General features: G+C 56.0%; 21 protein-coding genes. 17 read left to right on the top strand and 4 right to left on the bottom strand.

Annotated features, from left to right (window positions below; genetic code table 11):
• The first annotated feature begins 34 nt into the window (after nucleotides 1–34).
• Nucleotides 35–496, top strand: a complete 462-nt coding sequence (locus VSX58_RS07370) for a flavodoxin (RefSeq protein WP_327617509.1) — start codon at nucleotides 35–37, stop codon at nucleotides 494–496.
• A 46-nt stretch (nucleotides 497–542) separates the two neighbouring features.
• Here the strand turns inward: VSX58_RS07370 and VSX58_RS07365 are convergent, their stop codons facing one another.
• The 4 genes from VSX58_RS07365 to map form a co-directional block, all read right to left on the bottom strand.
• Nucleotides 543–932: a DUF3461 family protein gene (locus tag VSX58_RS07365; RefSeq protein ID WP_327612630.1), complete on the bottom strand. Its 390-nt coding sequence runs from the start codon at nucleotides 930–932 to the stop codon at nucleotides 543–545.
• A 160-nt stretch (nucleotides 933–1092) separates the two neighbouring features.
• Nucleotides 1093–1920: a 2,3,4,5-tetrahydropyridine-2,6-dicarboxylate N-succinyltransferase gene (dapD, locus tag VSX58_RS07360; RefSeq protein WP_327612631.1), complete on the bottom strand. Its 828-nt coding sequence runs from the start codon at nucleotides 1918–1920 to the stop codon at nucleotides 1093–1095.
• Nucleotides 1921–1948: 28 nt separating this feature from the next.
• Nucleotides 1949–4633 carry a bifunctional uridylyltransferase/uridylyl-removing protein GlnD gene (glnD, locus tag VSX58_RS07355; RefSeq protein ID WP_327617508.1) on the bottom strand — a complete coding sequence of 895 codons (2685 nt, stop codon included), beginning with the start codon at nucleotides 4631–4633 and terminating at the stop codon, nucleotides 1949–1951.
• A 140-nt stretch (nucleotides 4634–4773) separates the two neighbouring features.
• Nucleotides 4774–5562, bottom strand: a complete 789-nt coding sequence (map, locus tag VSX58_RS07350) for a type I methionyl aminopeptidase (RefSeq protein ID WP_327617507.1) — start codon at nucleotides 5560–5562, stop codon at nucleotides 4774–4776.
• 359 nt (nucleotides 5563–5921) lie between these two features.
• On the opposite strand from map, the gene rpsB reads away from it, so the two are divergent.
• The 16 genes from rpsB to dnaE all read left to right on the top strand — a co-directional run bounded on the left by rpsB (nucleotide 5922) and on the right by dnaE (nucleotide 24868).
• A complete protein-coding gene (rpsB, locus tag VSX58_RS07345) occupies nucleotides 5922–6647 on the top strand; it encodes a 30S ribosomal protein S2 (RefSeq protein WP_327612634.1) in 726 nt (241 codons plus the stop codon).
• 116 nt (nucleotides 6648–6763) lie between these two features.
• The gene (gene tsf / locus VSX58_RS07340) at nucleotides 6764–7621 is read left to right on the top strand and encodes a translation elongation factor Ts (protein WP_327612635.1); all 858 of its coding nucleotides are present in this window, start codon (nucleotides 6764–6766) and stop codon (nucleotides 7619–7621) included.
• 151 nt (nucleotides 7622–7772) lie between these two features.
• Nucleotides 7773–8504: a UMP kinase gene (gene pyrH / locus VSX58_RS07335; RefSeq protein ID WP_327612636.1), complete on the top strand. Its 732-nt coding sequence runs from the start codon at nucleotides 7773–7775 to the stop codon at nucleotides 8502–8504.
• Nucleotides 8505–8641: 137 nt separating this feature from the next.
• On the top strand, nucleotides 8642–9199 hold the full coding sequence (gene frr, locus VSX58_RS07330) for a ribosome recycling factor (RefSeq protein ID WP_327612637.1): 558 nt from the start codon (nucleotides 8642–8644) through the stop codon (nucleotides 9197–9199).
• A gap of 212 nt (nucleotides 9200–9411) precedes the next feature.
• Nucleotides 9412–10608 (top strand): 1-deoxy-D-xylulose-5-phosphate reductoisomerase, encoded by a 1197-nt coding sequence (ispC, locus tag VSX58_RS07325; protein WP_327617506.1) that lies wholly within the window; start codon nucleotides 9412–9414, stop codon nucleotides 10606–10608.
• A 198-nt stretch (nucleotides 10609–10806) separates the two neighbouring features.
• Nucleotides 10807–11568 (top strand): (2E,6E)-farnesyl-diphosphate-specific ditrans,polycis-undecaprenyl-diphosphate synthase, encoded by a 762-nt coding sequence (gene ispU, locus VSX58_RS07320; RefSeq protein WP_327617505.1) that lies wholly within the window; start codon nucleotides 10807–10809, stop codon nucleotides 11566–11568.
• Between the two features lie 9 nt (nucleotides 11569–11577).
• Nucleotides 11578–12435, top strand: a complete 858-nt coding sequence (gene cdsA, locus VSX58_RS07315; protein WP_327612640.1) for a phosphatidate cytidylyltransferase — start codon at nucleotides 11578–11580, stop codon at nucleotides 12433–12435.
• Between the two features lie 22 nt (nucleotides 12436–12457).
• Nucleotides 12458–13813 carry a sigma E protease regulator RseP gene (gene rseP, locus VSX58_RS07310; protein ID WP_327617504.1) on the top strand — a complete coding sequence of 452 codons (1356 nt, stop codon included), beginning with the start codon at nucleotides 12458–12460 and terminating at the stop codon, nucleotides 13811–13813.
• A gap of 35 nt (nucleotides 13814–13848) precedes the next feature.
• A complete protein-coding gene (gene bamA, locus VSX58_RS07305; RefSeq protein WP_327617503.1) occupies nucleotides 13849–16272 on the top strand; it encodes an outer membrane protein assembly factor BamA in 2424 nt (807 codons plus the stop codon).
• A 202-nt stretch (nucleotides 16273–16474) separates the two neighbouring features.
• Nucleotides 16475–16972: a molecular chaperone Skp gene (skp, locus tag VSX58_RS07300; protein WP_327617502.1), complete on the top strand. Its 498-nt coding sequence runs from the start codon at nucleotides 16475–16477 to the stop codon at nucleotides 16970–16972.
• Nucleotides 16973–16975: 3 nt separating this feature from the next.
• The gene (gene lpxD, locus VSX58_RS07295; RefSeq protein WP_327617501.1) at nucleotides 16976–17998 is read left to right on the top strand and encodes a UDP-3-O-(3-hydroxymyristoyl)glucosamine N-acyltransferase; all 1023 of its coding nucleotides are present in this window, start codon (nucleotides 16976–16978) and stop codon (nucleotides 17996–17998) included.
• Between the two features lie 189 nt (nucleotides 17999–18187).
• On the top strand, nucleotides 18188–18661 hold the full coding sequence (gene fabZ, locus VSX58_RS07290) for a 3-hydroxyacyl-ACP dehydratase FabZ (protein WP_183092042.1): 474 nt from the start codon (nucleotides 18188–18190) through the stop codon (nucleotides 18659–18661).
• A 4-nt stretch (nucleotides 18662–18665) separates the two neighbouring features.
• Nucleotides 18666–19454 (top strand): acyl-ACP--UDP-N-acetylglucosamine O-acyltransferase, encoded by a 789-nt coding sequence (gene lpxA, locus VSX58_RS07285; protein WP_327617500.1) that lies wholly within the window; start codon nucleotides 18666–18668, stop codon nucleotides 19452–19454.
• Nucleotides 19455–19457: 3 nt separating this feature from the next.
• Nucleotides 19458–20603 (top strand): lipid-A-disaccharide synthase, encoded by a 1146-nt coding sequence (gene lpxB / locus VSX58_RS07280; RefSeq protein ID WP_327617499.1) that lies wholly within the window; start codon nucleotides 19458–19460, stop codon nucleotides 20601–20603.
• Complete coding sequence (gene rnhB, locus VSX58_RS07275) at nucleotides 20600–21199, top strand: ribonuclease HII (RefSeq protein ID WP_327617498.1); 600 nt, start codon at nucleotides 20600–20602, stop codon at nucleotides 21197–21199. Before lpxB ends, rnhB begins: the two co-directional genes overlap by 4 nt.
• Nucleotides 21200–21385: 186 nt before the next feature.
• Nucleotides 21386–24868, top strand: coding sequence for a DNA polymerase III subunit alpha (gene dnaE, locus VSX58_RS07270; RefSeq protein WP_327617497.1), 3483 nt, complete (start codon nucleotides 21386–21388; stop codon nucleotides 24866–24868).
• The last annotated feature ends 5 nt before the right edge of the window (nucleotides 24869–24873 follow it).

The raw sequence follows: 24873 nt of genomic DNA, 5'->3' as shown, positions 1-24873 counted from the left end.
AGGTCGTGTATATAGAAAAAGGGAGTCGGGAATCATGGCGCAGATTGGTATTTTTGTCGGCACGGTCTACGGAAATGCATTGCTGGTGGCCGAAGAAGCGGAAAATATCCTCAGAGAGCGCGGGCATGAGGTTAAGGTTTACGAAGACGCGTCGCTGGAGTCGTTTCTGAGCTACCGCGAGCACGATGTGCTGGTGGTAACGTCAACAACGGGGCAGGGAGACCTTCCCGACGCCATCGCGCCGCTGTACGCCGCGTTGCGCGAGCTGGGGGGCTATCAGCCGGAGCTGCGCTATGGGCTGATTGCGCTCGGCGACAGCAGCTACGAAAACTTCTGCGGCGGGGGGCGCCGGTTTGACGCGCTGTTGCAGGAGATCGGCGCCAAACGCATTGGCGAGATATTGGAAATTGACGCCATCGAACATCCGGAGCCGGAAGTGATTTCCTGTCCGTGGGTGGAGCAGTGGGCGTTGCTGATCGAAGCCAGCCACGCCTGAATAGGAAACGGGAGCGCATCCGCTCCCGTTATCATTTCAGCCGCGATCAGCGATTCTTCGTCAGCTTTTCCAGATCGGCTTCAATTTCGGCGATCTTATTCGACACCACGCTATCCAGATGACGCAGGTCGTCGAGGATTTTTCGTTTCAGATCCACATCCGTCTGTTCGTTCTGACAGATTTGATCGAGTTCATCGATGACGTAACGCAGGTTAGGGCTGATTTCATTGATCTCTTTGTAACCCTGTCCTGAATTGTCCGCCATGATAGTTTTACGCTGACGCGGATATTTGAATTTGACGCTTTTAGCGAAGAATTCTCCCTTATCCTTGCGAAAGTAAATCTTCAGGATGTCATTGCTGGCTTCCTGACGCAGGCTATAGCGATCAATATCATCCGGGTTGGCAATACCGAGGCTTTTCAGATTGTCATACATAGTGCGACCTTTTGGATGTTAAAATAAGTCAGCCAGCATACGGTTAAACGACCGGGTTCATCCGTGACAGCCCGCGATTTTTCGGGGTCGCATACAAAATAACCGCCTGCGACGGCTGGGGATAAAAACGGCGGGCTAGCGATAGCCCGCCGCATACCGCTTAGTCGATGGTGCGCAATAATTCGTTGATACCCACTTTACCGCGGGTTTTCGCATCCACTTTTTTAACAATAACCGCGCAGTATAGGCTGTAGCTGCCATCTTTGGACGGCAGGTTGCCGGAAACGACGACGGAACCCGCCGGCACGCGGCCGTAATGCACTTCGCCGGTTTCGCGATCGTAAATCTTGGTGCTCTGGCCGATAAAGACGCCCATAGAGATAACGGAACCTTCCTCGACGATCACCCCTTCGACCACTTCGGAACGCGCGCCGACAAAGCAGTTGTCCTCGATGATGGTCGGATTCGCCTGTAACGGTTCCAGAACGCCGCCGATGCCGACGCCGCCCGACAGGTGGACGTTTTTACCGATCTGCGCGCAGGAGCCGACGGTCGCCCAGGTATCCACCATCGAACCCTCGTCGACATAGGCGCCGATGTTGACGTAAGAAGGCATCAGCACGGTGTTGCGGGCAATAAAGGCGCCCTGGCGTACGCTGGCGGGCGGCACCACGCGGAAACCTTCGCGCTGGAAACGCGCTTCGTCGTAGCCGGCGAATTTCATCGGCACCTTATCGTAATAGCGCGTTTCGGCGCCTTCCATAACCTGGTTATCGTTGATGCGGAAAGAGAGCAGCACGGCTTTTTTCAGCCATTGATGGGTAACCCACTGGCCGTCGATTTTTTCCGCGACGCGCAGCGCGCCGCTATCCAACAGGGCGATAACCTGATTGATCGCTTCGCGGGTCACGGTATCTACGTTTGCCGGCGTAATTTCGGCGCGCCGCTCGAAAGCGCTCTCGATAACATTTTGTAGTTGTTGATGCATCCTGTTTTCTCTTTCCTGATTGTGAAAATTAATTCAATGGTACTTTATCGTTTGGGTTTAGGGCTTCTGTCAACCGTTCTTGTAGTTTAACGCGTAATTCCGGTTTCAGGGCGCGTCTATCGCTATCCGCCAGAATAAACAGATCCTCGACCCGTTCGCCGATGGTCGAGATGCGGGCGCCGTGCAGCGACAGATTAAGGTCGGCGAAGATTTCGCCGACGCGGGCCAGCAGCCCCGGTTGGTCGAGGGCGACAAGCTCCATATAGCTGCGCCTGTCCGTATGGGTCGGCAGGAAATTAACCTCGGTCGGTACGCTGAAGTGGCGCAATTTCGGCGAAGATCGACGCGCGCGCGGCGGCTGATAATCCCGCTGCGTCAGCGCTTGTTCAAGCGCGTAGCGCGTCATTTCGTGACGATCCTGCGCCAGCGGACTGCCGTCCGGCTCCAGCACGATGAAGGTGTCCATGGCCATGCCGTCGCGGCTGGTGAAGATCTGCGCGTCATGCACGCTCAGGTTGCGGCGATCCAGCTCGCCCGCTACCGCGGCGAACAGGTAAGGTCTGTCCGGACTGCAGATAAAGATCTCCGTTCCGCCTCGGCAGGCATGCTGGCTGATCAACACCAGCGGTTTGCTGATGTCGTGCTCCAACAGATGGCGGGCGTGCCAGGCCAGCTGGCTCGGCGAGTGGCGCAGGAAATAGTCGGCGCGGCAGCGGCTCCAGATGTTGCTCAACGCCGTTTCGTCAACATTCTCCATACGCAACAGCGCCAGCGCCTGTAAACGATGATGGCGCACGTGTTCGCGCAGATCCGGCGTGTTTTGCATGCCCCGCCGCAGCTGTTTTTCCGTCGCGAAATAGAGCTCGCGCAGCAGGCTCTGTTTCCAGCTGTTCCACAGGGTTTCGTTGGTGGCGCAGATATCCGCGACGGTCAGGCAAACCAGATGACGCAGGCGGATTTCGCTCTGCATCTCCATGGCGAACTGCTGAATAATGGCCGGATCCTGAATGTCCCGGCGCTGCGCGGTAACCGACATCAGCAGATGGTGGCGCACCAGCCAGGAAACCAACTGGGCCTCCCGCGAGTTCAGGCCGTGCAAGGCCGCGAACTCCAGCGCGTCCTGCGCGCCGAGCGTCGAGTGATCGCCGCCGCGGCCTTTGCCGATATCGTGAAACAGACCCGCCAGCAGCAGCAGTTCGGGCTGGGGAATGCGCGGATAGAGCTCCACGCACAGCGGGTGGCGCGTACGATTCTTCTCGTCGGCGAAGCTTTCCAGCTTCAGCAGCACCCGAAGCGTGTGTTCGTCGACGGTGTAGGCGTGAAAGAGATCAAACTGCATTTGCCCGACGATATTGCCCCACAGCGGCGTATAGGCCCACAGCACGCCGTGGCGATGCATCGGAAGCAGGGCGCGTTTTACCGCGTGCGGGTGGCGCAGGATACGCATAAACAGTTCGCGGGCTTCCGGTATGGCGCAGAGCGGACCGGAGAGATGCCGCCGCGCATGGCGAATCTGGCGCAGCGTGCTGGAGTAAATTCCCGCGATCTCTTCGTTGCGCGCCATCAGGTAAAACATGCGTACGATCGCCACGGGATTGCGGATGAATAAGGTTTCGTCGCGCAGGTCGATCAGATTGCCGCGCAACTGAAACTCGTCGTCAATCGGCCGGGGTTTTTCATTCGCCTCCAGCGCCAGAATCGCCTCGTCGAATAGCTGCAGTAGCATTTGATTCAGCTCGCTGACGCGCACCGTAACGCGGTAGAAATCTTTCATCATCCGTTCTACCGGGGCGTTGCCTTCCCCCTGATACTGCAAAAGCTGAGCCACGTTCAACTGACGGTCGAATAGCAGGCGATTGTCGTAGCGCGTCAGTATCAGATGCAGCGCGAACCGGATGCGCCACAGGAAGCTTTGGCACTCATTCAGCTCTTTGCGCTCCGCTTCCGTCAGAAAACCGAAACCGACCATTTCATCCAGCGAGGTGGCGCCGAAGTGGCGGCGGGCGACCCACAGCAGGGTGTGGATATCCCGCAATCCTCCGGGACTGCTTTTGATATCGGGTTCGAGGTTGTAGCTGGTGCTGTGGTAATGCTGATGGCGTTCGTTCTGCTCGGCGATTTTTGCCGGGAAAAATTTTGCCGAGGGCCAGAACGCTTCGCTGAACACCTGTTTTTGCAGATGGAGAAAGAGCGCGACGTCGCCGCATATCATGCGCGACTCAATCAGGTTCGTGGCGACGGAAATATCCGCGCGCCCCTCTTGCAAACACTCTTCCAGCGTTCTGACGCTATGGCCGACTTCCAGCTTGAGATCCCACAGCAGGGTAATGAACTCGCCGGCGCGCTGCGATTGCTGCGCGCTGAGTTTTTCCTGGCTGAGCACCAGAACGTCGATATCGGAGAGCGGATGCAGTTCGCCTCGCCCATAGCCGCCCACGGCCAGCAGCGCCGTCTGCGTAATATTTTCAAAGCCATAGAAAAGCCACAGCCGCTGCAACAGGCGATCGATGAATAGCGTTCTGGCCTCGATCAGCGCTTCCGCGCTGACGCCCGATGTAAACTCGCTCCCCAGCCAGATCTGGAATTGCTCCAGCCGCTGTTTCAGCGTCTGGCAATTCAGCATGTCGTCGCCGTAATTCAGCGGCGAATCAGGGGGCTGTGCGACCGCGGGGGCGTCGGCAGGCGTGTCTTGCGAAAGGTTTTTGTCGATCATATGCGCAGCCCATAAAAATTGCGGTAAATAACGGCGACGTGCGAACTGACGCAGGCCTCATCCGCGCCGTTCCCGCCTGCTGCCGCGGGGACGGCGGATAGTCAGCCTTGGCCAGTCATCTCAACAGGCCCAATATCATATTAATGCGTGATGATATTGGGAATGGTGTCGTCCTTGCGCAGCGTCATTATCTCACAGCCGTTTTCGGTGACCACCAAAGTATGCTCGTACTGAGCCGACAGGCTGCGATCCTTGGTTTTTACCGTCCAGCCGTCTTTCATGGTGCGGATGCGGAAATCGCCGGCATTGACCATCGGTTCGATGGTGAAGGCCATCCCCGCCTGCAACACCACGCCGCCGTCGTCGGCATCATAGTGCAGGACCTGCGGCTCTTCATGGAAGCCCGCGCCGATGCCGTGGCCGCAGTATTCACGCACTACGGAGAAGTCGTGCGCCTCAACGAATTTCTGGATTTCCTTGCCCAGCGAACGCAGGCGGATGCCGGGTTTCACCATGTTAAGCGCCAGATACAGGCTCTCCTGCGTAATGCGGCACAGGCGTTCGCCAAGGATCGTCGGTTTGCCGACGATAAACATTTTTGAGGTATCGCCATGAAATCCCTCTTTGATGACGGTGACATCGATGTTAACGATATCGCCGTCTTTCAGGATTTTTTCTTCGCTGGGAATACCGTGGCACACCACTTCATTGACGGAAATACAGACCGACTTCGGGAAGCCGTGATATCCCAGGCAGGCGGAAATCGCATGCTGTTTATTGGTGATGTGGTCGTGGCAGATTCTGTCCAGTTCGGCGGTGCTGACGCCGGGAACCACATGGGGTTCGATAATTTCCAATACTTCGGCCGCCAGTCGGCCGGCTATGCGCATTTTCTCGATATCTTCAGGGGTTTTTATTGATATTGCCATTGAATATTGTCCGCAGGTGTCGAATTAAACGACGAATTAGAGTGGGTCATTAATTGATAACGTATGTTATCAGCCCGGCCGTTGGCTTGCCAAATTATCATTTGGCGCCGCGGGCGCGAGCAACAAAAGTTGGTGTGCCGCCGGGAATTATGGTATAAAGCGCGCCGGTGATTCGGCCGGCTGATTTCAGGTGCTATCCTTTGAATACCGCCCGGCTAAATCAACCAAAACTCACTTTGTGTATATAACACACACGTATCGGCACATTCGCCGGGGTGCTCCAACGGCATAAAGCCCGCGGGGTCGGCGCGATGGGATACGTGGAGGCATAACCCCATACTTAATTAATAGAGGTAATCATGGCAACTGTTTCCATGCGCGATATGCTCAAGGCTGGCGCACACTTTGGTCACCAGACCCGTTACTGGAACCCGAAAATGAAGCCGTTCATCTTCGGCGCTCGTAATAAAGTGCATATCATCAACCTTGAGAAAACGGTACCGATGTTCAACGACGCGCTGGCCGAGTTGGGCAAAATCGCTTCCCGCAAGGGCAAAATTCTGTTCGTCGGTACGAAACGCGCGGCAAGCGAAGCGGTAAAAGAAGCTGCCGACAGCTGCGACCAGTTCTTCGTGAACCATCGCTGGCTGGGCGGTATGCTGACGAACTGGAAAACCGTTCGTCAGTCCATCAAACGTTTGAAAGATCTGGAAACGCAATCCCAGGACGGTACTTTCGACAAACTGACCAAGAAAGAAGCGCTGATGCGCACCCGTGAACTGGACAAGCTGGAAAACAGCCTGGGCGGTATCAAAGACATGGGCGGTTTGCCGGATGCGTTGTTCGTTGTTGATGCCGATCACGAACACATCGCAATCAAAGAAGCCAACAACCTGGGTATCCCGGTATTCGCTATCGTTGATACCAACTCCGATCCTGATGGCGTTGACTTCATCATCCCGGGTAACGATGACGCAATCCGTGCAGTTAACCTGTACCTGAACGCTGTTGCCGCCGCCGTTCGTGAAGGCCGTTCGCAAGATCTGGCTGAACAAGCGGAAGAAGGCTTAGTTGAAGCTGAATAATAAGTCTGGCTCCTCCGAGCCCTTATTAACCAGGTATTGACATATGTTGGTTAGGGGGCCTGCTAAGGCCCCCTTTTTTACTTATCTCCCCCCACGAGATAACCGAGGAAAAGATAATGGCTGAAATTACCGCTGCCCTGGTAAAAGAACTGCGCGAGCGTACTGGCGCAGGCATGATGGAATGTAAAAAAGCGCTGGTCGAAGCGAGCGGCGATATTGAGCTGGCTATCGACAACATGCGTAAATCCGGCCAGGCGAAAGCGGCCAAGAAAGCGGGTCGCGTTGCTGCCGAAGGCATCATTCTGACCAATATTTCCGCAGACGGAAAATATGGCGTCATCGTTGAGTTGAACTGCGAAACCGACTTTGTCGCCAAAGACGCCGGCTTCAAAGCCTTCGGCGAAGAAGTCGCCGCCGCCGCGTTGAACGATCGCATCTCTGATGTTGACGCGCTGAAAGCGAAATTCGAAGACCAACGCACCGCTCTGGTAGCGAAAATCGGCGAAAACATCAATATCCGCCGCGTCGCCGCGCTGGAAGGCGACATCCTGGGATCATACCTGCACGGCGCGCGTATCGGGGTTCTGGTTGCGGCAACGGGTGCCGATGAAGAGCTGATCAAGCACATCGCCATGCACATTGCCGCCAGCAAACCGGAATACGTTAAAGCTGAAGATGTTCCGGCCGATGTGGTCGCCCGCGAACACCAGATCCAGCTGGATATCGCCATGCAGTCCGGCAAACCGCGCGAAATCGCGGAAAAAATGGTTGAAGGCCGTATGCGTAAATTCACCGGCGAGATCTCTCTGGCCGGTCAGCATTTCGTTATGGACCCAAGCAAAACCGTCGGCGATCTGCTGAAAGAGCACAAAGCCGACGTCACCAGCTTCATCCGTTTTGAAGTGGGTGAAGGTATTGAGAAAGCTGAAGTTGACTTTGCCGCTGAAGTTGCGGCGATGAGTAAGCAATCTTAATAATAAAAAAAGGGGCCGCCAGTTGGCGGTTCCTTTTTATCCAGCCAAAATAATTTCAGCGCATTTATTTGCGGTTTACATCCTGGTAAATCGCGATGGGGTGCGACAGTAACAACTCCCAATACGATGACAGTCTGTAGGACAAAACACCATGGCAACCAATGCAAAACCCGTATATCAACGAATCCTGCTTAAGCTCAGCGGCGAAGCTTTGCAGGGAACCGAAGGTTTTGGTATCGATGCGAGCATTTTGGATCGCATGGCTCAGGAAGTGAAAGAACTGGTTGAGTTGGGCATTCAGGTCGGTGTGGTCATCGGCGGCGGTAACCTGTTTCGCGGCGCAGGCCTGGCTAAAGCGGGCATGAATCGCGTTGTGGGCGACCATATGGGGATGCTGGCGACGGTGATGAACGGCCTGGCGATGCGCGACGCGCTGCATCGCGCCTATGTCAACGCCCGGCTGATGTCCGCCATCCCGTTAAATGGCGTGTGCGATAATTACAGCTGGGCGGAAGCCATCAGCCTGCTGCGCAATAATCGTGTGGTGATCTTCTCCGCGGGCACCGGCAATCCTTTCTTCACCACTGATTCGGCCGCCTGTCTGCGCGGGATTGAAATTGAAGCTGACGTCGTTCTGAAAGCGACCAAAGTGGACGGCGTTTATTCCGCCGATCCGGTAAAGGATCCTAGCGCGATATTGCATGAAACGCTGAGTTATCAGGATGTTCTGGAGCGCGAGCTGAAGGTGATGGACCTCGCCGCCTTCACGCTGGCCCGCGATCACAACCTGCCTATCCGCGTTTTCAACATGAACAAACCCGGCGCGCTGCGCCGCGTGGTCATGGGCGAGAAAGAAGGCACGTTGATCAGTAATAACGGATAACCCTAAAAATAGGGTAATATCCGCTGCTGGTAACCAGCAGTATTGCCATATACCGCCAGCTAACGCTGGTATTAATTATTCACCGGGCTATGTGATGGCATGGCCTGTCAGGCAACCAGTTTTCAAGGGTTCACAACGTGATTAATGAAATCAGAAAAGATGCTGAAACGCGCATGGAAAAGTGCGTAGAGGTTTTTAAAAACCAAATCAGCAAGATTCGTACCGGCCGCGCATCGCCCAGCATTCTTGACGGTATTCAGGTCGAATATTACGGCAGTGCGACCCCGCTGCGTCAGTTGGCCAACATTGTGGTGGAAGACTCCCGCACGCTGGCGATTACGGTATTTGACCGTACGCTTGGCCCGGCGGTGGAAAAAGCCATTATGTCCTCCGATCTCGGGCTGAACCCGTCTTCCGCCAGTTCGGTTATTCGCGTTCCGCTGCCACCGCTGACGGAAGAGCGCCGTAAAGATCTGATCAAGATCGTGCGCGGCGAAGCGGAGCAGGGACGGGTGTCCGTACGCAACGTGCGCCGCGATGCCAACGATAAGCTGAAAGCGCAGCTGAAAGAGAAGGCGATCGGCGAAGATGAAGAACGCCGCGCCCAGGACGAGATACAGAAACTCACCGATCTCTACATCAAAAAAGTGGACGCCGCGCTGGCGGAAAAAGAAAGCGAGCTGATGGAGTTTTAATCAACTCGTTTAATACAGCGTCGCGGGAAAGGGATGATGCCTATCGCATCATCCTTGCCGGCGGCGCTTTGTTTTTTGATGCAGGCCAGTCTTCCTGGGTGTTGAATCAATTTGCCATGCGTTTTTGCGATAAATGGCATAGACACTTTATGGCGATCGTCTCAGACTAGTGTACCTTCCTGTAATCAAATCCAGTTATTCAGAGCGATTTAATGAAGCGACTGACTATTCTTGGCTCGACTGGTTCTATTGGCGTCAGCTCGCTGGCGGTCATTAAGAAAAACCCAGATAAATTTTCAGTGAAAGCGCTATCGGCAGGACGCAATGTCGAACGGATGCTGGAACAATGCCTAACGTTTCGTCCGGATTATGCATCCATGGCGGATGAAGCCTGCGCCGGGTTATTGCGTCAACGGCTGGCGCAACACGGCTGCCGTACCGAAGTGTTATCCGGCGAGCGGGCGGCATGCGAACTGGCGGCGCTGGATGACGTCGACCAGGTGATAGCCGCAATCGTCGGCGTGGCGGGGCTGCTGCCGACGTTGGCCGCGATACGCGCGGGCAAACGGGTGCTGCTGGCGAATAAAGAGTCGCTGGTAACCTGCGGGCGCCTGTTTATGGACGCGGTGGTGCAAAGCAGCGCTCAACTGTTGCCTATCGACAGCGAACATAATGCGATTTTTCAGAGTTTACCTGAGCAAATTCAACGGCAGTTAGGCTACTCTTCATTAGAACAGTATGGCGTTGAGCGTATTGTTCTCACCGGCTCGGGCGGACCATTCCGTGACGCGTCGCTAGCCGCGTTGGCCGATATGAGTCCGGATCAGGCCTGCGCGCACCCTAACTGGTCGATGGGACGCAAGATTTCGGTGGATTCCGCCACGATGATGAATAAAGGGCTGGAGTACATCGAAGCCCGCTGGCTGTTTAACGCGTCCGCCGAGCAGATGGAAGTGATCATCCATCCGCAGTCGGTGATTCATTCCATGGTGCGCTATACGGACGGCAGCGTGCTGGCCCAACTGGGAACGCCGGATATGCGCACGCCGATTGCCCACGCCATGGCCTATCCCCACCGGGTGAAGTCGGGCGTGCAGGCGCTGGATTTCTGTCGGTTGGGCGCCCTGACGTTTTCGGCGCCGGATTATGACCGCTATCCTTGTTTGCGATTGGCGATTGACGCCTGTAACCAGGGCCAGGCGGCGACGACGGCGCTAAACGCGGCCAATGAGATCGCGGTCGCCGCGTTTTTACAGTCGCAGATCCGTTTTACCGAGATCGCTGCGGTGAATCAGCGGGTGGTTGAGCGACTCGCCTTGCCGGAGCCGACCAGCGTCGATGAGGTTCTGGTCATCGATCGCTGGGCCAGGCAGGCCGCGGCGCAGGCGCTAACGTATTATGAGCGCTAGGCAGGGTTATTCACATGGCGCAATTTGTTCATGTGGGGTTGAGGTGGTATAGTCTGCGCCACTCGACGGCTGGCTAAGCGAGGCTCTTGCGCCAGCGGTGAAGCTAAGCCGTGATCGTTCACGGCTTTTTTGCGCTGACAGGGTCTGACGTTGCGTAAGGACTGTGGTATTTCTTGTTTGAGGATATAAGTATTCGTTATGCCGTCCGATAATCAAAAAAGAGCTGATAATCCGTCATTCGCCGGGCCTCGGCATGTCGCTATCATTATGGATGGCAATGGCCGCTGGGCTAAGAGCCGGGGAAAACTGCGGATTTTCGGTCATCAGGCTGGTGTGAAATCCGTACGCCGGGCGGTAAGCTTCGCCGCCAGCCATGGACTTGAGGCGTTAACGCTCTACGCATTCAGCAGTGAAAACTGGAATCGTCCCGCGCAGGAAGTGACCGCCCTGATGGAGCTTTTCGTCCGGGCTCTGGACAGCGAAGTAAAAAGCCTGCACAAGCACAAAGTCCGCTTGCGCATCATCGGCGATATCAGCCGTTTTAGCCTGCGCTTACAGGAGCGTATCCGCCGCTCCGAAGAACTGACGAAAAATAATCCGGGCCTGACGCTGAATATTGCCGCGAATTATGGCGGCCGTTGGGATATCATTCAGGGAGTCCGGCGGCTTGCGGAGCAGGTACAAGAGGGAACGCTGCGTCCCGATGGTATCGATGAAGACGCATTATGCCGATATGTTTGCCTGAATGACCTGGCCCCGGTTGATTTGGTGATCCGCACCGGCGGAGAGCATCGCATCAGTAACTTCCTGCTCTGGCAGATTGCCTATGCCGAGCTCTATTTTACCGATGTTCTATGGCCTGATTTTGATGAACAAGTTTTTGAAGGTGCGCTGAATGCATTTGCACAACGCGAGCGTCGCTTCGGGAGAACAACGCCTATCGATGCAGATGCATCCTAGGGGGAACTTTTGCTGAAGTATCGCCTGATTACTGCTTTGATTTTAATTCCGATCGTTATTGCAGCTCTATTTTTGTTGCCCCCCCTGGGCTTTACCCTGGTGACCCTGGCCGTTTGCATGCTGGCGGCCTGGGAGTGGGGGCAGCTATCAGGGTTCGCCTCATATGGTCAACGGCTCTGGCTGGCGATTCTGTGCGGTTTTCTACTGGCGATCATGCTGTTGACGCTTCCGGCGTATCACTATTCCATACATGTACCGCAAATTAGCGCGGCGCTCTGGATCTCTCTTGTCTGGTGGGCTGTTGCTCTGTTTTTGGTCCTGTTTTATCCTGCTTCCGCATCGCTATGGCGTCATTCACGTATTCTGCGGCTGGTTTTCGGGGTGATGACCATTGTGCCTTTTTTTTGGGGCATGGTCGCTCTTCGCCAGTATAACTATGATATCAATCCCTTTAGCGGCGCGTGGTGGCTATTGTATGTCATGTTATTGGTATGGGGAGCGGACAGCGGCGCCTATATGTTCGGCCGGCTGTTCGGCAAGCGTAAGCTGGCGCCGAAGGTTTCGCCCGGTAAGACCTGGGAAGGGCTTATCGGCGGGCTGGTCACGTCCGCGGTGATTTCTTTGCTGTTCAGTCGCTATGCGCCTCTGGCGATTTCGCAGTCAACGCTCTTGATCTGCTCTGTCGTCGCGGCGTTGGCCTCCGTATTGGGCGATTTGACTGAAAGCATGTTTAAGCGCGAGGCGGGCATAAAAGACAGCAGCCACCTGATTCCGGGCCATGGCGGCGTGCTTGACCGCATCGATAGCCTGACGGCCGCCGTGCCGGTGTTTTCCTGCCTGATGTTGTTAATGTTTAAAGCCGTTTAGGATGGAACATTAGAGAATATTTATGATGAATTTCCTCTGGAGTTTGGCTGCATTTATCATCGCACTGGGCGTATTGATTACGGTGCATGAGTTCGGTCACTTCTGGGTAGCTCGTCGCTGCGGCGTCAAGGTGGAGCGCTTTTCCGTCGGGTTCGGCCGCGCCTTATGGCGCTGGCGCGATCGCCTCGGCACCGAATACGTTATCGCGCTGATTCCGCTGGGCGGTTATGTCAAAATGCTCGATGAGCGCGTCGATACCGTATCTGCGGAATTTCGCCACCAGGCCTTCAACCATAAAACGGTTTGGCAGCGTGCGGCAATCGTCAGCGCGGGGCCCATCGCCAATTTTATTTTTGCCATAGCGGCGTATTGGCTGGTGTTTATTATCGGGGTTCCCGGCGTCCGCCCCGTGGTTGGTGAAATATTACCCAACTCCATCGCTTCTCAGGCGGAAATGTCCGCCGGAATTGAACTAAAGTCGGTTGACGGTATCGAAACGCCTGACTGGGATACGGCGCGTTTGGCGCTGATTGGTAAAATCGGCGACGACGAGATGGTGGTCGGTACGGTGTCGCCGGGCTCGAATCAGGTGGTGCTGAAGACGCTGGATCTGCGTAACTGGCAGTTTGAGCCGGATAAGCAAGACCCTGCGACCTCTCTGGGGATAGTGCCCAAAGGGCCGCAGATTGAGGCGGTGCTGACTCAGGTTCAACCGGGGTCGGCGGCGGAAAAAGCGGGTTTACAGGCCGGGGATCGCATCGTTAAAGTCGATGGTCGGGTGTTGACCGACTGGCGCGCTTTCGTGATCGCCGTGCGCGATAATCCCGGTCAAAGCATTACGTTGGACGTAGAGCGGGGCGGAGCGACACTGCCGCTAACGTTGACGCCCGATAGTAAGTCAGTCGGTAGTGGCAGGATGGAAGGGTTTGCCGGCGTGATGCCGAGCGTAACGCCGCTGCCTGAGGAGTACCGAACGGTGCGCCAGTACGGGCCGTTTAGCGCTATCTATCAGGCGACAGATAAAACCTGGCAGCTGATGAAATTGACCGTCAGTATGTTGGGGAAACTGGTTACGGGCGACGTTAAGTTGAACAACTTGAGCGGTCCGGTGTCGATTGCCCAGGGAGCAGGAATGTCGGCGGATTATGGATTGATTTATTACCTGATGTTTTTGGCCTTAATCAGCGTCAATCTGGGGATTATCAATCTGTTTCCGCTGCCGGTATTGGATGGCGGACACCTGCTCTTCCTGGCGATCGAGAAAGTGAAGGGCAGGCCGGTTTCTGAGCGTGTGCAGGACTTTAGTTACCGCATCGGCACCGTGTTGCTGATGTTGTTAATGGGACTCGCACTTTTCAATGATTTCTCCCGTCTCTAGGCGTGGGATTAGGTTAGGAAAAACGCATAACAACGATGGCGATGAAAAAGTTGCTCATAGCGTCGCTGCTGTTCAGCAGCGCCACCGTATACGGTGCAGACGGGTTCGTAGTGAAGGACATTCATTTCGAGGGCCTGCAAAGGGTTGCCGTCGGAGCGGCATTACTCAGTATGCCAGTCCGCGTTGGCGATACCGTCAGCGATGATGATATCGGTAATACCATCCGCGCTTTGTTCGCTACCGGAAATTTCGAAGACGTCCGCGTCCTGCGCGACGGCGAAACGCTGATTGTGCAGGTTAAGGAGCGCCCGACGATCGCCAGCCTGACGTTTTCCGGCAATAAGTCGGTAAAAGACGACATGCTGAAGCAGAATCTGGATGCGAGCGGCGTGCGGGTCGGCGAAGCGCTGGACCGCACCACGCTTTCCAGCATCGAGAAGGGGCTGGAGGATTTCTATTACAGCGTGGGTAAATACAGCGCTTCGGTCAAAGCGGTGGTGACGCCGCTGCCGCGTAACCGCGTTGATTTGAAGCTGGTGTTTACCGAAGGGGTTTCCGCCAAGATTCAGCAAATCAATATCGTCGGCAATAAAGCGTTCAGCTCCGACGAACTGATCTCCCGCTTCCAACTGCGTGACGAAGTTCCTTGGTGGAACCTGGTCGGCGATCGTAAATATCAGAAGCAGAAACTCTCCGGCGACCTTGAAACGCTGCGCAGTTTTTATCTGGACCGCGGCTATGCGCGCTTCAATATCGACTCCACGCAGGTTAGCTTGACGCCTGACAAAAAGGGCATCTATATCACGATTAACTTGACGGAAGGCGAGCAGTACAAACTTTCCGGCGTCGCCGTGAAGGGAAATCTAGCCGGCCACTCCGCGGAAATTGAAGGCCTGACGAAAATCGAGCCGGGCGAGCTGTACAGCGGCACCAAAGTCACCCGTATGGAAGAAGATATCAAAAAGCTGCTGGGCCGTTACGGTTACGCCTATCCGCGCGTGGTGACCCAGCCTGAAATCAATGACGCCGATAAGACGGTTAAGCTGAATATCAACGTTGACGCCGGCAATCGCTTCTCCGTCCGCCGCATCCGTTTTGAAGGCAACGATACCTCCAAAGACTCCGTGCTGCGCCGTGAAATGCGCCAGATGGAAGGGGGATGGTTAGGGAACGACTTGGTCGAACAGGGCAAAGAGCGTCTGAACCGGCTAGGTTACTTTGAGAGCGTTGATGTGGAAACGCAGCGCGTTCCCGGAACGGCCGATCAGGTCGACGTCATTTATAAAGTCAAGGAGCGCAACACCGGAACATTCAACTTCGGCGTCGGCTTCGGGACGGAAAGCGGCGTCAGCTTCCAGGCGGGCGTGCAGCAGGACAACTGGCTGGGCACCGGGAATTCCGTCGGTATCAGCGGAACGAAAAACGACTATCAGACCTACGTCGAACTGTCGATGACCGACCCGTACTTTACGGTTGATGGCGTCAGCCTCGGCGGTCGTATTTTCTATAACAAGTTTGAAGCCTACGATGCCGATCTGTCCGACTACACCAACGCCAGTTACGGCATCGGCAGTACGCTAGGGTTCCCGATCAACGAGAACAACTCGCTGCGTCTGGGGGTGGATTACGTCCACAACGATGTTTCCGATATGTCGCCGCAGGTGGCGATGTGGCGTTATCTGGATAAAGTGGGCGTCGAGCCGGAGATCGTGACTTCCGATGAGCACGCCAAGGCCAGTTATAAAGCGAATGATTTCTTCCTGAATACCGGTTGGGTGTATAACAAGCTGGACCGCGGTTACTTCCCGACGGAAGGCTCCCGCGTATCGGCGAATGTCAAAGTGACCGTGCCGGGTTCGGATAACGAGTACTATAAACTGACGTTTGATTCCGCGAGCTATTTCCCGCTGAGCGAAAGTCGCAACTGGGTGCTGATGGGCCGCGCCCGTGCAGGCTACGCCGATGGCCTGGGCGATAAGGAAGTGCCGTTCTACGACAACTTCTACGCGGGCGGCTCAAGTACGGTGCGCGGCTTCCAGTCGAACACCATCGGGCCGAAAGCGGCGTATTACAAGTGTAATAGCGGCGATACCTCCTATTCGTCCTGCCCGGTTGAAAAGTCGGATGACGCGGTGGGCGGTAACGCGATGGCGGTTCTGAGCGGCGAACTGATTGTGCCTACGCCGTTTGTCAGCGAGAAGTACGCCAATTCGGTGCGCACCTCGCTGTTCGTCGACGGCGGCACGGTATGGGATAGCAACTGGGAAAATACTTCGGCGACCCTTGCCGCGGGGATTCCCGATTATAGCAAGCCGGGCAATTTCCGCGTCTCCAGCGGTATCGCCCTGCAATGGATGTCTCCGCTTGGGCCACTGGTCTTCTCCTATGCCCAGCCGGTTAAAAAGTACGATGGAGACAAGTCGGAGCAGTTCCAGTTTAATATTGGCAAAACCTGGTAATGTAACGTCGGCAGATCGTATATATACCCATAAATAATGCGAGTCGCAGGAGAGGCAACGCGTATGCGACTTGAACTATGACGGGTATCGCAGGTTGCATCGACGTAGGTCATGTTCAGAGGCTGATGGCTTTGCCAGCGTGATTACGCCATGCACATCAATATGTGCTCAGGCACGAACAGGTTAGGTTGAGGAGTTTATAGTGAAAAAGTGGTTGTGTGCTGCAAGTCTCGGTTTAGCGTTGGCGGCTTCGGCCGGCGTTCAGGCCGCCGACAAAATTGCCGTTGTTAACGTATCCAGTATTTTCCAACAGTTGCCGCAGCGTGAAACGGTGGCTCGTCAACTGGAGAATGAATTCAAAGGGCGCGCGTCCGAATTGCAATCGATGGAAAAAGATCTGCAAACCAAAATGCAGAAGTTGCAGCGCGATGGTTCTACCATGAAAGCGAGCGACCGCAGCAAAATGGAAAAAGACCTGATGGCCCAGCGCGATCGGTTCTCCGCCAAAGCCCAGGCGTTCGACCAGGATAACCGTCGCCGCCAGATGGAAGAGCGCAACAAAATCCTGAGCCGTATTCAGGACGCGGTAAAATCTGTCGCCAGTAAAGACGGCTATGATGTGGTGATTGACGCCAATGCCGTCGCTTATGCGGCAAACGCGAAAGACATTACCGCCGATGTACTGAAACAGGTTAAATAATTCATGGTTTCAATTCGACTGGATGCTTTGGCACAACGGTTGGATGCGCAATTGCACGGTGACGGCGGCCTTGTCGTCACAGGCATTGCTTCCATGCATTCAGCAACGTCCGGGCAGATAACTTTTTTATCCGACAGTCGCTATCGTGAGCAACTGGCGCAGACCAAGGCCTCTGCGGTCGTGCTGACCGAAGCGGATTTGCCCTATTGTCAGGTTGCGGCGCTGGTGGTGAAAAACCCTTATCTGACGTACGCGCGTATGGCTCAGTTGATGGATACCACGCCGGCTCCGGCGACGGAGATCGCGCCCAGCGCGGTCATCGCGGCGGATGCGGTGCTAGGGCGCAATGTTTCCATTGGCGCGCATGCCGTTATCGAATCCGGGGCGCATCTGGGCGACAACGTAAGCATCGGCCCCGGCTGTTTTATCGGTAAAAATGCGCGTCTCGGCGCCGGAACCCGCCTATGGGCCAACGTTACGGTTTATCACAACGTCGAGATGGGCGAACAGTGCCTGATTCAGTCGGGCGCGGTTATCGGCTCCGACGGCTTTGGCTATGCCAACGACCGGGGCAACTGGGTGAAAATTCCGCAGTTAGGTTCGGTTAAAATCGGCGACCGGGTCGAGATCGGCGCCAGTACGACGATCGACCGCGGCGCGCTGGACGATACCATTATCGGCAACGGCGTCATCATTGATAACCAATGTCAGATTGCGCACAACGTGGTGATTGGCGACAATACCGCCGTCGCCGGCGGCGTCATTATGGCCGGCAGTTTGAAAATCGGTCGCTATTGCATGATCGGCGGGGCCAGCGTGATCAACGGCCATATGGAGATCTGCGATAAAGTGACGGTGACGGGAATGGGCATGGTGATGAGACCGATCGCCGAACCTGGGGTATACTCTTCAGGCATTCCTTTGCAGCCCAATAAAGTTTGGCGTAAGACCGCCGCATTGGTGATGAATATTGATGATATAAGCAAGCGGTTAAAAGCCGTTGAGCGAAAACTCGATAAAAGCTAGTCGCCGGCGTTTTGTCTGATTTAGGTGAAAACGCATTGTCTGGGTATAAATGAAAGGTCCGGGTGTGAGAAAATCGTGCTCAGTAATTGAATAGCGTTAGCGCACCCGTGTACTAATCCTTATTTGCGGCCTGCCTGAGGATCCCCTTTTAGGGTCTGAGCAGGCCGTGTTGTTGATGACATCAGTTTTATGGACAGGAAGAGTATTTTGACTACTGACACTCATACTCTGCATATTGAAGAGATCTTAGAATTATTACCGCACCGCTTCCCGTTTTTACTGGTTGACCGTGTTCTTGATTTTGAAGAAGGAAAATTTTTACGGGCGGTGAAAAACGTCTCTTTTAACGAACCTTTCTTTCAAGGCCACTTCCCGGGCAAACCTATTTTCCCGGGCGTGTTGATTCTGGAAGCGATGGCTCAGGCGACGGGTATTCTGGCGTTTAAAAGCGTCGGCAAGCTTGAGCCTGGCGAACTGTATTACTTTGCGGCAATTGATGAGGCGCGTTTTAAACGCCCAGTAGAACCCGGGGATCAGATGATCCTTGAGGTTGAATTCATTAAAGAGCGTCGCGGCGTTGCGCGTTTTAAAGGCGTTGCTAAAGTGGATGGTGAGATCGCCTGTGAAGCGTCAATGATGTGTGCTCGTCGTCGGGAGGCCTGATACCGTGATTGATCAAACCGCCTTTGTTCACCCTAGCTCGATCGTTGAAGACGGTGCCGTTATCGGCGCCGGCGTACATATTGGCCCGTTCTGCTATATCGGTTCTCAGGTTGAGATCGGTTCAGGTACCGTATTGAAGTCGCATGTTGTGGTTAATGGCATCAGCAAAATTGGCCGCGATAACGAAATCTATCAGTTCGCCTCAATTGGCGAAGTGAATCAGGATCTGAAGTATGCAGGCGAACCGACCCGCGTCGAGATCGGCGATCGTAACCGTATCCGCGAGAGTGTCACCATTCACCGTGCTACGGAACAAGGCGGTGGGTTGACCAAAATCGGCAGCGATAACCTGCTGATGGTCAACACGCACATCGCGCACGACTGCATTATCGGCAACCGCTGTATTCTCGCCAATAATGCGACGCTGGGCGGCCACGTCTCCGTTGATGATTTCGCCATTATCGGCGGCATGACGGCGGTGCATCAGTTCTGTATCATCGGCGCTCACGTCATGGTCGGCGGATGCTCCGGCGTCGCTCAGGACGTACCGCCTTACGTCATCGCGCAGGGGAATCATGCCACGCCGTTCGGTTTGAATATCGAAGGGTTGAAGCGCCGCGGTTTTGAGAAAGAGACGCAGCACGCCATCCGCAACGTCTATAAGTTGATTTACCGCAGCGGTAAAACGCTGGACGAGGTAAAACCGGAAATTGAAGCGCTGGCGCGGCAACATCCGGCGGTACAGGCGTTTATTGATTTCTTCGCGCGCTCCACCCGCGGCATCATCCGTTAATCTATGTCGCGACCCCTGATAATCGGATTGGTCGCCGGAGAAACCTCCGGCGATATTCTTGGCGCCGGATTGATTCGCGCGCTAAAAAAACAGGCGCCCGACGCCCGCTTTGTCGGCGTCGCCGGGCCGCGTATGCAGGCCGAAGGTTGCGAAGCCTGGTATGAAATGGAAGAGCTGGCCGTGATGGGCATCGTGGAAGTGCTTGAACGCTTGCCGCGCTTGCTCAGCATCCGCCGGGACTTAACGCAACGCTTTAGCGAACTGAAGCCCGATGTCTTCGTGGGTATTGATGCGCCGGATTTCAATATCACGCTGGAAGGCAATCTAAAACGGCGCGGCATCAGCACCGTTCACTATGTCAGCCCGTCCGTTTGGGCCTGGCGTCAAAAACGCGTTTTCAAAATAGGTAAGTCGACCGACATGGTCCTGGCGTTTCTTCCATTTGAAAAAGCGTTTTACGATCGTTTTAACGTCCCCTGCCGTTTTATCGGCCATACCATGGCTGACGACATGCCTTTGCGCCCGGACAAACAGACGGCCAGAAGAACCCTGGGGATCCCCGCCGAGGCCCGCTGTCTGGCGCTGCTGCCCGGCAGCCGCGGGGCTGAGGTGGAGATGCTCAGCGCCGACTTCCTGAACGCCGCTCGCCTTCTGCGCCAGCGCTTTCCCGATCTGGAAATCGTCGTTCCGCTGGTCAACGCCAAACGCCGCGAGCAGTTTGAACGGATAAAAGAGAGCGTCGCGTCCGATCTGCCGGTTCATCTTCTGGACGGGCAGGCGCGCGAAGCGATGATCGCCAGCGACGCCGCCCTGCTGGCTTCGGGAACCGCCGCGCTGGAGTGCATGTTGGCGAAATGTCCGATGGTGGTGGGCTACCGCATGAAACCTTTCACCTTCTGGCTGGCGCGCAGGTTGGTGAAAACGCCCTGGGTTTCCCTGCCGAATCTGCTGGCCGGGCGGGAACTGGTGACGGAGCTGCTGCAAACGGATTGCACGGCGGATAAACTGGCGGCGGCGTTGATGCCCTGGCTGGCTGATGAGAGCAAGGCCGCCGCGCTGCAGGCCACGTTTCTGGATTTACACCAGCAGATTCGCTGCAACGCCGACGAGCAGGCGGCGCAGGCGGTATTGGAATTGGTGAAATCATGAGTGATATATTTATCTACCCGCAGGGGTATTACCGTATCGCCGGGGTTGATGAAGTCGGGCGCGGACCGCTGGTGGGCGCGGTCGTCACCGCCGCGGTGATTCTCGATCCCGCCCGCCCTATCGTCGGGCTGGCGGACTCGAAACAGCTCAGTGAAAAACGCCGGCTGGCGCTCTATGATGAAATAAAAGAGAAAGCGCTCTCCTGGAGTTTGGGACGCGCCGAGCCTGAGGAGATCGACCGGTTAAATATCCTGCACGCCACCATGCTGGCGATGCAGCGGGCGGTGGCCGGGCTGTCGTTGACGGCGGACCTGGCGCTGATCGATGGCAACCGCTGTCCGGCGCTGCCGATGCCGGCTCAGGCGGTGGTGAAGGGCGATAGCCGTGTGGCGGAGATCAGCGCCGCGTCGATTATGGCGAAAGTGACGCGCGATCGCGAAATGGTCGAGCTGGATAAGCTTTTCCCGGATTATGGCTTTGCCCAGCATAAGGGCTACCCGACCGCTTTCCATCTGGAAAAACTGGCGGCGCTGGGCGCCACCGCGTTCCATCGCCGGAGCTTCGCCCCGGTTAAACGGGCGTTAGGATTGGCGTAACATACCATCAGCGGAGCGGTCCCTGTGCCGCGGCTGCCAAGGCCGCAATCTTGCCGAAAACAATATATTGTCTTCGCGAGATCCCCGCCCGCGCGGGGATGACGATAACGGGGGCGTTGTTGACCTCATCAATTAACTCTCAACGCCGCGATGCGTTGACCAAGCGATAAATTCTGGGATCTGGGTATGGCCGAACCACGTTTTGTTCACCTGCGTGTGCACAGTGACTATTCCATGATCGATGGGCTGGCGAAGATCGGGCCGCTGGTAAAAAAAACGGCGGCGCTGGGCATGCCGGCGCTGGCGATTACCGATTTCACCAACCTCTGCGGGCTGGTCAAATTCTATGGCGGCGCGCACGGCGCCGGCATTAAGCCCGTCGTCGGCGCCGATTTCTATGTCGCGAGCGAGGAGTTGGGCGATGAACTCGCCCAGCTCACCATCCTGGCGATGGATAACGAAGGCTATCAGAATCTGACGCTGCTGATTTCCCATGCCTATCAGCGCGGCTACGGGGCCGAAGGCCCGACTATCGATCGCGACTGGCTGATTGAGTACAACAAAGGTTTGTTGCTGCTATCCGGCGGCCGTCACGGCGATATCGGCAAGTTCCTGCTGCGTGGAAATCAGGCGCAGGCCGAACAGTGTCTGGCTTTTTACCGGCAATATTTCCCCGATTGCTACTATCTGGAACTGATCCGCACCGGACGCCCGGATGAAGAGAGCTATCTGCACGCCGCGGTGGAGTTGGCCGCCAAATACGACCTGCCGGTTGTGGCCACCAACGATGTGCGTTTTATCAGCGAAGAGGATTTCGAGGCGCACGAAATCCGCGTGGCGATCCATGACGGCTATACGCTGGACGATCCCAAACGGCCGCGCAACTACAGCCCGCAGCAGTATATGCGCAGCGAAGACGAGATGTGCGAGCTGTTTGCCGATATCCCCGAAGCATTGATCAACAGCGTTGAAATCGCCAAACGCTGTAACGTGACCATTCGGCTGGGCGAATATTTTCTGCCGCAGTTCCCGACCGGCGACATGTCCACCGAGGATTATCTGGTTAAGCGCGCCAAAGAGGGTCTGGAAGAGCGTCTGGCGTTCCTGTTCCCCGACGAGCAGGAGCGCGCCGCCAAACGCCCGCAATATGACGAACGCCTGGAGATCGAGCTTCAGGTTATCAACCAGATGGGATTCCCCGGCTACTTCCTGATCGTGATGGAGTTTATTCAGTGGTCCAAGGACAACGATGTCCCCGTCGGGCCCGGGCGCGGTTCGGGCGCCGGGTCGCTGGTGGCCTATTCGCTGAAAATTACCGACCTGGATCCGCTGGAGTTCGACCTGCTGTTCGAACGTTTCCTTAACCCGGAACGCGTTTCCATGCCCGACTTCGACGTCGACTTCTGTATGGAGAAGCGCGATCGCGTCATCGATCACGTTGCCGATATGTACGGGCGCGACGCGGTATCGCAGATCATTACCTTCGGCACCATGGCCGCCAAAGCGGTGATCCGCGATGTGGGCCGGGTGCTCGGGCATCCCTATGGCTTTGTGGACCGGATTTCCAAGCTGGTGCCGCCCGACCCGGGGATGACGCTGGAGAAGGCGTTCGCCGCCGAACCGCAACTGCCCGAAATCTATGAAGCGGATGAGGAAGTCAAGGCCCTGATCGACATGGCGCGTAAGCTGGAAGGCGTGACGCGTAATGCGGGCAAGCATGCGGGCGGGGTGGTTATCTCCCCGACCAAGATCACCGACTTTGCGCCGCTCTATTGCGATGCGGAGGGTAATCATCCGGTTACCCAGTTCGATAAGAGCGACGTCGAATACGCCGGGCTGGTGAAGTTCGACTTCCTGGGGCTGCGTACGCTGACCATCATCGACTGGGCGCTGGAGATGATTAACGCCCGGCGGGCGAAGCAGGGGCTGGAGCCGGTCGATATCGCCGCCATTCCGCTGGATGACAAAAAGAGCTTCGACATGTTGCAACGCTCGGAAACCACCGCGGTATTCCAGCTTGAATCGCGCGGCATGAAGGATCTGATCAAGCGCCTGAAGCCAGACTGCTTTGAAGATATGATCGCGCTGGTGGCGCTGTTTCGTCCCGGTCCGCTGCAGTCCGGCATGGTGGATAACTTTATCGACCGTAAGCACGGGCGCGAAGCCATCTCCTATCCGGATATCGAGTGGCAGCATGAATCGTTGAAGCCGGTGCTGGAGCCGACCTACGGGATTATCCTGTATCAGGAACAGGTGATGCAGATCGCCCAGGTGCTGGCGGGCTATACGCTGGGCGGCGCGGATATGCTGCGCCGCGCCATGGGTAAGAAAAAACCGGAAGAGATGGCGAAGCAGCGCTCGGTGTTTAAAGAGGGCTCGGAAAGGATCGGCGTCGACGGCGAACTGTCGATGAAAATCTTCGACCTGGTGGAAAAATTCGCCGGCTACGGCTTTAATAAATCGCACTCCGCCGCCTATGCGCTGGTCTCTTATCAGACGCTGTGGCTAAAAGCGCACTACCCGGCGGAGTTCATGGCCGCGGTGATGACCGCCGATATGGATAACACCGATAAAGTGGTGGGGCTGGTGGACGAATGCTGGCGCATGGGGTTGAAAATTCTGCCGCCGGACATTAACAGCGGGCTTTACCATTTCCACGTCAATGATGACGGCGAGATCGTTTACGGTATCGGCGCGATTAAAGGCGTGGGCGAAGGGCCGATTGAGGCGATTATTGAAGCGCGCAATCAGGGCGGCTACTTCAGAGAGCTGTTCGATCTCTGCGCCCGTACCGATATTAAGAAGCTGAATCGCCGGGTGTTGGAGAAGCTGATCATGTCCGGGGCGTTCGATCGCCTGGGGCCGCACCGCGCCGCGCTGATGAATTCGCTGGGCGACGCGCTGAAGGCGGCCGACCAGCACGCCAAGGCGGAAGCCATCGGCCAGGTGGATATGTTCGGCGTGCTGGCGGATGCGCCCGAGCAGGTTGAACAGTCCTACAGCACGGTGGCGCCGTGGCCGGAGCAGGTGGTGCTCGACGGCGAGCGGGAGACGCTGGGGCTCTATCTGACCGGGCACCCCATAACCCAATATATTAAGGAAATAGAACGTTACGCCGGCGGCGTACGTTTAAAAGATATGCACCCGACGGATCGGGGCAAAATGACCACCGCCGTGGGACTGGTGCTGGCCGCGCGGGTCATGGTGACCAAACGGGGAAACCGTATTGGGGTTTGTACGCTGGACGATCGATCCGGTCGCCTTGAAATAATGCTGTTTACCGATGCGTTGGAAAAATACCAGCATTTATTGGAAAAAGACCGTATTCTGATCGCCAGTGGACAGGTCAGCTTTGATGACTTCAGCGGCGGACTTAAAATGACCGTCCGCGAGTTAATGGATATCAGCGAAGCGCGGGAAAAATATGCGCGCGGGCTTGCTATCTCCCTGACTGACAGGCAAATTGATGACCAGCTATTGAACCGTCTCCGCGAATCGTTGGAACCTCATCGATCGGGGACGATCCCAGTGCATCTTTATTATCAGCGCGAAGATGCGCGCGCCCGGCTACGCTTCGGGGCGGCATGGCGGATAACGCCGACCGATGCGCTGCTGAACGATCTGCGCACCGTAGTGGGTAATGAGCAGGTGGAACTGGAATTTGACTAATATAG

The organism is Brenneria populi, from assembly GCF_036016195.1.
Taxonomy (GTDB): Bacteria; Pseudomonadota; Gammaproteobacteria; order Enterobacterales; family Enterobacteriaceae; genus Brenneria; species Brenneria populi.
Note: the sequence above shows the minus strand (reverse complement) of the source record. Positions and strands in the feature narration are given on the sequence as shown.

What these genes read in the sequence shown, in the direction of transcription:
- VSX58_RS07370 (WP_327617509.1), top strand. Translation starts at nt 35, where the DNA reads ATGGCGCAGATTGGTATTTTTGTCGGCACGGTCTACGGAAATGCATTG.
- VSX58_RS07365 (WP_327612630.1), bottom strand. Translation starts at nt 932, where the DNA reads ATGTATGACAATCTGAAAAGCCTCGGTATTGCCAACCCGGATGATATT.
- dapD (WP_327612631.1), bottom strand. Translation starts at nt 1,920, where the DNA reads ATGCATCAACAACTACAAAATGTTATCGAGAGCGCTTTCGAGCGGCGC.
- glnD (WP_327617508.1), bottom strand. Translation starts at nt 4,633, where the DNA reads ATGATCGACAAAAACCTTTCGCAAGACACGCCTGCCGACGCCCCCGCG.
- map (WP_327617507.1), bottom strand. Translation starts at nt 5,562, where the DNA reads ATGGCAATATCAATAAAAACCCCTGAAGATATCGAGAAAATGCGCATA.
- rpsB (WP_327612634.1), top strand. Translation starts at nt 5,922, where the DNA reads ATGGCAACTGTTTCCATGCGCGATATGCTCAAGGCTGGCGCACACTTT.
- tsf (WP_327612635.1), top strand. Translation starts at nt 6,764, where the DNA reads ATGGCTGAAATTACCGCTGCCCTGGTAAAAGAACTGCGCGAGCGTACT.
- pyrH (WP_327612636.1), top strand. Translation starts at nt 7,773, where the DNA reads ATGGCAACCAATGCAAAACCCGTATATCAACGAATCCTGCTTAAGCTC.
- ispC (WP_327617506.1), top strand. Translation starts at nt 9,412, where the DNA reads ATGAAGCGACTGACTATTCTTGGCTCGACTGGTTCTATTGGCGTCAGC.
- ispU (WP_327617505.1), top strand. Translation starts at nt 10,807, where the DNA reads ATGCCGTCCGATAATCAAAAAAGAGCTGATAATCCGTCATTCGCCGGG.
- rseP (WP_327617504.1), top strand. Translation starts at nt 12,458, where the DNA reads ATGATGAATTTCCTCTGGAGTTTGGCTGCATTTATCATCGCACTGGGC.
- bamA (WP_327617503.1), top strand. Translation starts at nt 13,849, where the DNA reads ATGGCGATGAAAAAGTTGCTCATAGCGTCGCTGCTGTTCAGCAGCGCC.
- lpxD (WP_327617501.1), top strand. Translation starts at nt 16,976, where the DNA reads ATGGTTTCAATTCGACTGGATGCTTTGGCACAACGGTTGGATGCGCAA.
- fabZ (WP_183092042.1), top strand. Translation starts at nt 18,188, where the DNA reads ATGGACAGGAAGAGTATTTTGACTACTGACACTCATACTCTGCATATT.
- lpxB (WP_327617499.1), top strand. Translation starts at nt 19,458, where the DNA reads ATGTCGCGACCCCTGATAATCGGATTGGTCGCCGGAGAAACCTCCGGC.
- rnhB (WP_327617498.1), top strand. Translation starts at nt 20,600, where the DNA reads ATGAGTGATATATTTATCTACCCGCAGGGGTATTACCGTATCGCCGGG.
- dnaE (WP_327617497.1), top strand. Translation starts at nt 21,386, where the DNA reads ATGGCCGAACCACGTTTTGTTCACCTGCGTGTGCACAGTGACTATTCC.